At 50.0% G+C, this 7621-nt stretch carries 7 protein-coding genes; 4 read left to right on the top strand and 3 right to left on the bottom strand.

Annotation, left to right across the window (positions count from 1 at the left end; genetic code table 11):
* The 4 genes from B5D58_RS10385 to B5D58_RS10370 all read left to right on the top strand — a co-directional run.
* Window positions 1-317 (top strand): transposase (locus B5D58_RS10385; RefSeq protein ID WP_143779574.1); only part of this gene is annotated, 317 nt, incomplete at its 5' end.
* Window positions 301-945, top strand: coding sequence for a TonB-dependent receptor domain-containing protein (locus B5D58_RS10380; RefSeq protein ID WP_086935131.1), 645 nt, complete (start codon window positions 301-303; stop codon window positions 943-945). The genes B5D58_RS10385 and B5D58_RS10380, both read left to right, overlap by 17 nt.
* Window positions 946-1189: 244 nt before the next feature.
* Window positions 1190-1471 (top strand): type II toxin-antitoxin system RelE/ParE family toxin, encoded by a 282-nt coding sequence (locus tag B5D58_RS10375; RefSeq protein WP_011111702.1) that lies wholly within the window; start codon window positions 1190-1192, stop codon window positions 1469-1471.
* 12 nt (window positions 1472-1483) lie between these two features.
* Window positions 1484-1840, top strand: a complete 357-nt coding sequence (locus B5D58_RS10370; RefSeq protein ID WP_011111703.1) for a HigA family addiction module antitoxin — start codon at window positions 1484-1486, stop codon at window positions 1838-1840.
* On the opposite strand, the gene B5D58_RS10365 is transcribed toward B5D58_RS10370, so the two are convergent.
* From B5D58_RS10365 to B5D58_RS10355, 3 genes are read right to left on the bottom strand one after another with little or no spacing between them, the layout of a single operon-like run.
* Window positions 1833-3245, bottom strand: coding sequence for an efflux transporter outer membrane subunit (locus tag B5D58_RS10365; protein ID WP_011111704.1), 1413 nt, complete (start codon window positions 3243-3245; stop codon window positions 1833-1835). The genes B5D58_RS10370 and B5D58_RS10365 overlap by 8 nt on opposite strands.
* A gap of 15 nt (window positions 3246-3260) precedes the next feature.
* Window positions 3261-6362, bottom strand: coding sequence for a multidrug efflux RND transporter permease subunit (locus B5D58_RS10360; RefSeq protein ID WP_011111705.1), 3102 nt, complete (start codon window positions 6360-6362; stop codon window positions 3261-3263).
* Window positions 6363-6380: 18 nt separating this feature from the next.
* Window positions 6381-7541 carry a MexX/AxyX family multidrug efflux RND transporter periplasmic adaptor subunit gene (locus tag B5D58_RS10355; RefSeq protein ID WP_011111706.1) on the bottom strand — a complete coding sequence of 387 codons (1161 nt, stop codon included), beginning with the start codon at window positions 7539-7541 and terminating at the stop codon, window positions 6381-6383.
* Between the last annotated feature and the right edge of the window lie 80 nt (window positions 7542-7621).

The following is a 7621-nucleotide window of genomic DNA, read 5'->3' as shown; positions in this document are numbered from 1 at the left end:
TGCTGAAAACCCTGGAGAATAAGGGATTCTCTGACACTCACGTGATCATGGATAAAGCGTATGAAGGGGATGAAACCCGACAGTTGGTACTTGATCTGGGGATGATTCCAGTGGTGCCGCCAAAAGCAAATCGTGTGTCACCCTGGGAGTACGACGTTGAAATGTACAAAAAGCGTAATGAGGTGGAACGGCTGTTTCGTCGCCTGAAGAGATTCAGAAGAATCTTCTCTCGCTTTGACAAGTTGGATTCAGTTTTCCGATTCTTCATCCATTTCGCTCTGATCGTAGATTATTTAATTAGTGTTAACAGGCCCTAGCATAATAGTAGGTAATGCTTACGCCAACCGTGGAGAAGTGCTTTCTCCGTTACTCAGTAAACAATATGAAGTGGGCTTGAAATATGATATCAATCCCAACTTGTTGTTAAGTACCGCACTATTCCGAATCGAAAAAACTAATCGGTATTCGGATCTTGCAACACCCATCCCACGTTATGTCCAGGACGGCTTGCAAGTACATAACGGGGTAGAGCTGGTTCTGACCGGAAAAGTAACCGACAATCTGACTATCATGGGGGGCGGTACCCTGATGGATATCGGTGTGGAGAAATCCAATGACCCTGCTCTCGAAGGCAAAAAACCAACCAATGCTGCTTCCAGAATGGGGAAGATTTATGCGGAATATGCATTACCATGGATCCCAGGATTGAATCTGACCGGTGGAATCTACTATACTGGTGAGAGATACGCCAATGTGGCCAATACAGATAAAATTCCCAGCTATACCCTGTATGATATTGGCGCTCGATATACCACCCGGGTACTCGATAAAGCACTGATCGTACGCCTGAATGTCATCAATCTGACGGGTAAAAATTACTGGCAAGATCAATATAATTTGGGTGTACCGAGAACCATTGCATTTTCCGTCAGTACGATGTTTTAGTGCTTCAGCTCCAACATTTAAATATCCGGGCTCTATTCTGAGCCCGGTATGTTTAATAACTCATAATCGCCACCTTTACCTGTCATCTCAGTATAGAAGCAGCTCGCGCTGGCATTAGCCTGAATGCCCCGGTATCGAAAAAGCTATCAGAAAATTTTCATACGTAAGAATGGGCTAATCAAGTCAATATAACAGCCAATTATTCCGTTTGATGTTTAACGTTTGACGTTATATCATTGTGTTTATGATCAAAACTTTCGCCACGAAAGAAACAGCTGCTTTATTTGCTAATGAAAAGATCAGGCGACTGCCACCAGAAATTCTCCGGGTTGCTCGTCGAAAAATGGCGCAGTTACATCGTGTTTCATCAATTGAGGAACTGCGTATCCCACCTGGAAACAGGCTTGAAAAATTGTCTGGTAACCGGAATGAACAATGGAGCATTCGCATCAACGATCAATGGCGAATTTGTTTCCGATTCGAAGCAGGCGATGTATTTGATGTCGAGATTACCGATTATCATTGAAAAATTATATTTATGACTATCCATATCGAAGAGTTGGAAAACATGGATTTCAGTGATGTGGCTGAAGGTGGAAAATTGCACCCCATTCACCCTGGCGAGATTCTGCGCGAAGAATTTCTGATGCCGTTAAAAATCACTCCTCATGCACTTTCTTTGGCATTGCAAATTCCGGCCACCCGTATCAACGATATCGTACGGGAGCGTCGTGCAATTACTACCGACACCGCCCTCAGACTGGCGCGGTATTTTGGTAATACCGCTGAATTCTGGATGGGTCTTCAAATCGATTACGATATGACTATTACCCGCGATTCCTTACGTGGGGCATTGAATAGAATTCAACGATTTGAACCTACCCATATCAGTTAATCCCTGCCCCGCTCCATTCCCCACCCAATGCTTTGAACAGGTTGATGGCGTTCGATAAAGAAAGCTGCCTGAGCTGGACGAGTGCCTGTTCGGAATCAAACAGGCTGCGTTGCGCATCCAGTAGTTCCAGATAATTGGCTACTCCTTTTTCATAACGCCGGGTTACCAGTTTCAGGCGTTCACGATCTGCATCGGTTGCATTGGACTGAGCATTGATCTGTTTTTCGATCTGCTCTCTTGCCAGCAATGTATCGGCGACTTCCCGGAAGGCAGTCTGGATGGCTTTTTCATATTCAGCCACGGCGATTTCCATACGTGCACGGCTGACATTCAGATTGGCCTGGTTACGCTTATGGGTAAAAATCGGAAATATGATTTGTGGCGTAAATGCCCAGGCATTGATGCCGTTACTGAGCAACTTGGTGAAATGCTCATTGACCAGACCGATATTGGTGGTCAACTGCAGGCGCGGAAACAAAGCAGCACGCGCAGCCCCGATATTGGCATTGGCAGCTTTCAGTTTGTGTTCGGCGGCACGAATATCCGGACGTCTTTCCAGCAAGTCGGAAGGCAGCCCTGCCGGGATCGGTGAAAATGCCAGTGTATCGAGTGCAGCAATACCGCCAGGTAAGGTGACTGATTGATCTCCCATCAATAACAGTAAAGTATTGATCGCCCGGGTATGTTCCCGGTCCAGCGCCGACACACTTGCACGTGCGCTTTCCATCTGCATTTTTGCTGCTTTCAGATCTATAGCCGTATCGATACCCGCATCGAAACGACGTCTGATGCGGGTATAGCTGGCTTCACGTGCAGCCAGCGTTTTTTCTGCCAGTAATTGACGTTCTGATAAAGCACGCTCATCGACATAAGCCGCCGCTACTTCGGCAATCAAACTCGTTCGTGCTGTCTGCTGAGCTTCCCGGGTAGCCAGGTAATCTTCCAGTACCGCTTCAGAAAGACTTTTTATCCGGCCAAAGAAATCGATTTCAAAATTACTGATGCCGATACCGACACGATACATATCGACGTCGAAGGTTTCTCCCTTCGCAAAAATCAGACGGCTGCGGTCATAGCTGCCAGTGGCATCGATTGTGGGTAATTTCGCCGATCGTTGAATATCATATTGGGCACGTGCTTCTTCGATACGTAATGCTGCGATGCGCAAATCCCGATTCTGTTCCAGCGCGATATTGATCAGGTTCTGCAAAACCGGGTCAGTGAAATACTGTTGCCAGCTTTCGGGCGCAGCATCCATTGCATTCGTATCATCAGCGGTGTAACTGGCGGGAAGCGGTGCTGGCGGCCGGCTGTATTCAGGGATCAGCGAACAGCCGCTGAGCAATAACACCAGTGCTGAAACAGCCGATTTCGTGGCTGGTTTGGAAAAGCTACTATTCTTCATGACTGACAGATATTTTTATGAGTGTCGCGAACGCTTGATATAACGCCCTATCACAGCAAAAAACAGGGGCACCAGGAATATTGCCAGTGCGGTCGCCATGACATTCCCTCCAAATACACTGGTACCGATTGCGGTCTGAGCGCCCGATGCTGCACCGGTTGCCAACGCCAGAGGCAGTACCCCGGCACCGAAAGCCAGGGAAGTCATGATGATCGGACGCAGGCGCAAACGGGCAGCTTCCAGTGTTGCATCGATCAGGCTCATACCACTGTCGTAAAGTTCTTTTGCCACTTCGACGATCAGAATGGCGTTCTTCGCAGAAAGCCCGATCATTGCGATCAGGCCAACCTTGAAATAGATATCATTCGGCATATCGCGTAACGTCACTCCCAGCACAGCACCCAGCACGCCCAGTGGCACGACCAGAATGACCGCCTGTGGAATCAGCCAGCTTTCATACAGGGCAGCCAGCGCCAGAAATACGATCAGCACGGATAGCCCGAACAGGAACGGAGCCTGATCGCCGGAGAGCCGTTCTTCCAGCGACTGGCCTGACCAGTCGAAGCCTATCCCGTTCGGCAACTTGGCTACGATATGCTCGATTTCTCGCATGGCCTCCCCGCTGCTTTTGCCGGCAGCAGCATTGCCATTGATGGTAAAGGAAGGAAAACCGTTGTAGCGTGTAAGTTGCGGTAAACCCATCCCCCACTCCAGTGAAACAAAGGATGACAGCGGCACCAGCTTACCCGCAGCATTTCTTACCCGCAGTTTACGAATATCATCGAGCTCGATACGGTTCTTGCCATCCGCCTGAACGATGACACGCCTGACCTGATTCCCGTGCATGAAGTCACCAATATAATCCGAGCCGAACATGACAGCGAGTGTGGCATTGATTTCATCCATCGTAACACCCAGCGCTTGTGCCTTGCGCCGGTTGATATCCAGGTTGATGACCGGTGCTTCTGCCAAGCCGGCGAACATCAGATTGGTCAGTACCGGATGTTGTCCGCCTTCGGCCAGTAGCCGGTCGCGGGCAGCGGCCAGCGTTTTATAGCCGACATTGCCGCGATCCTGCAGCCGCAGATCGAAACCACTGGATGAGCCCAGTTCAGGTAATGGCGGTGTATTCAACGCAAATACCGTCAGATTGGGCCGTCCATAAAAATGCATGTTGACACGCTCGACAATCGATCGCACGTGCTGATCGGCATGTTTGCGTTCTTCCCAGTCCTGTAATGTCGCAAAAATCATGCCGCTGCTGGCGCCCGTGCCATAGAAACTGAAGCCACCGACTTCATAAACATATTTCACCGGTTCGTTTTCCTGCAGATACTGGCTCACTTCACCCAATGTATTCATGGTTTCATGCATCGTGGCACCCTGTGGCAGCATGACCATGATCATGAAATCTCCCTGATCCTCTTCCGGCAGGAAAGCAGTCGGCAAACGGGCGAACAGCAAGGCTACAGCAGCAATGATAATGCCGTATACAACCAGCCAGCGCACAGGACGTTTGAGTATCTGCCCGACACGATGCTGGTACCGATTGGTCAGAGAAATGAATGTCCGGTTGAACCAGCCAAAGAATCCACGTTTATTTTCATGGTGTTCTTTGTCGACAGGTTTGAGCAAGGTAGCGCACAAAGCAGGCGTCAATGAAAGTGCCAGAAAGGCGGAAAAAGCAATGGAAGTCGCCAGTGACAGAGAAAACTGGCGGTAAATGTTGCCGACTGCACCGCTGAAAAACGCCATGGGCAAAAATACAGAAGTCAGAACGACCGTGATACCGATAATCGCACCGCTGATCTGCTGCATCGCTTTGACGGTAGCTTCGTAGGGAGACAGACCTTCTTCGACGATGATACGCTCAGCATTTTCCACCACGACGATGGCGTCATCCACGACGATACCAATCGCCAGTACCATGCCGAACATGGTCAGTACATTGATGGAAAACCCCAGGCCATACATGACCGCAAAGGTGCCAAGGAGCGCAATCGGAACGACCAGGGTGGGAATGAGCGTTACCCGGATGCTCTGCATGAACAGGAGCATCACCAGAAACACGAGGACTACTGCTTCGACCAGGGTATTCACTACTTTCTGGATGGAGACTTCGACAAACGCTGAAGTATCGTAAGGTATCTGGTAGCTGACCCCTGGCGGGAAATATCTGGACAGTTCATCCATGGTATTGCGTATACGTTCTACCGTAGCCACAGCGTTGGATCCCGGTGCCATTTTCACTGCCATCCCCGCGGCATTCTTGCCATTGACACGGGAAAAGAACGAATAATCGCTTCCGCCATATTCCACTCTGGCGACATCACGCAGCAGGATGGCACCCCCATCTGCTTTTGTCCGTAACGTAATATTCTTGAAATCTTCCGGCGTAGCAAGTGCTTTGTCTGCCGCGACATTGGCACTGATAGGTGCGTGCTCCGGTACTGCCTTATCACCGATATAACCGATGACCACACGGGCATTATGGCTGCGTATCGCCGAAGCGAGATCGGATGCCGTCAGATCGAGAGAAGTCATTTTTGCTGGATCCGGCCATATACGCATGGCATATTCCGGACTGAACGACTGTACCTTGCCAACACCCTCGACCCGGCGCAATGCCTGCAATATATTGGCAGATGCCAGTTCTCCCAGCTCGATTTCCGTCAAGCGATTATCGTTAGAAGTAATGGAAACCACCAGCTGTATGTTGTCAGCGGATTTTTCAATGAAAATACCGTTGCGGCGCACGACTTCTGGTAAACGTGCTTCCACCATTTTCAAACGATTCTGTACTTCCACGGCAGCCAGATCGGGGTCCGTGCCCTGTCTGAATGTGAGGTTGATGTTGGCGGAACCCGGGCTGCTGGTGGCTGAGGTATACATCAATCTCGGCGCGCCATTCATTTCACGTTCGATAATCGCGGTGACCGATTCTTCGACAATTCTGGCGGAAGCACCGGGATAAGTGGCCGATACGTTGATCACAGGTGGTGCAATATCCGGGTATTGGGCTACCGGCAGCCCCCGAATGGAGAGTAATCCGGCAAGAATGATCAGTAATGAGATGACCCAGGCGAATACCGGGCGGTCGATAAAAAATCGCGCCATAAATTCCTGTATGGATTTTTATTGTTGGGAATGATCTGTCTGATCGTCGGTAACGACGGGCCTTACCCGGGCACCCGATATCATCATGGCCGGGTTGCTGATAATCACTTTCTCGCCACCCTGCAACCCGCTGGTAACCACCCAGTGGTTACCTTCCAGCGTATTCGCCTCGACTTCGACTCTCTGTACTGTGTCTTCAGTATCGACAATCATGACGCTCGATACGCCGGCAGCACGAACCAGGGCATCACGTGGAACAGGAACGGCATGGTTGATGATGGCCTGTTCCAGTCGTACCTGCACATAAGCACCGGGTAACAGTTCGTATTCAGGGTTGTCAAATAGTGCCCGCATCGCTACGGTGTCGGTCGATGTATCCACGGCGAGATCTGAAAAGAACAGCTTGCCGGTATGGCCATACTCACTGCCATCCGAAAAAATCAGGTGAACCTGAATATCTTTCTGTTCGATACCCCGGATTTTTCCAGATTTGATGGCACGCTGCATGGCCATGACTTCAGTAGCCGGTTGTGAAAAATTGACATAAATCGGATCGATCTGTTCGATTGTGGTCAAGGGTGTCGGCGCATCCTGCCCGACCAGCGCACCCTCCGTTACCAATGCACGGCGTGCCCGACCATCGATCGGTGAAACGACGGTTGCATAACCGAGATCGAGCCTGGCTTTTTCCAGCCGTGCTCTGGCTGAGAGCAATTCAGCCTTGGCTTGTTTTTCCCCGGCCACTGCGGATTGATAATCACGTTCACTGATGGAATGATCACTGACCAGATCTTTGTAACGCTTGAGTTTGTCGGCTACATCATGGTAATTGGCCTCAGCCTTGGCCAAAGTGCCTGATGCTTCATCACGCGCCACTTTCAACAGCTCGGGATTGATCAGGAAAAGCGGAGTACCTTTACGCACATCCTGCCCTTCCTTATATAGCCGCTCTGTCACGATTCCGGCCACTCTGGCGCGTACCTCTGCCTGTCGGAAAGCTTCCAGTCTGCCAGGCAATTCAATACTGACCGGAGAAGAAACCACCCGAGTGATAATGACATCGACTTGCGGGGGAACTTCATTCGCTGCCGTATCGCTCTGTCGGTCGTTACACCCTGAAAGTCCATAGATCGAGAACAGAACCATCAGAATATAAAACCGGTTTGGGTAACGAAGCATGAATCTCTCTTTATTGTTTTGTCGCTGGATAATCCGGACATGATTATCATTCCGACAATATAGCATGTAATCAGTCATGA

This window comes from Nitrosomonas europaea, assembly GCF_900167395.1.
Classification (GTDB): domain Bacteria; phylum Pseudomonadota; class Gammaproteobacteria; order Burkholderiales; family Nitrosomonadaceae; genus Nitrosomonas; species Nitrosomonas europaea.
This window is presented reverse-complemented; position numbering and strand designations above follow the sequence as displayed.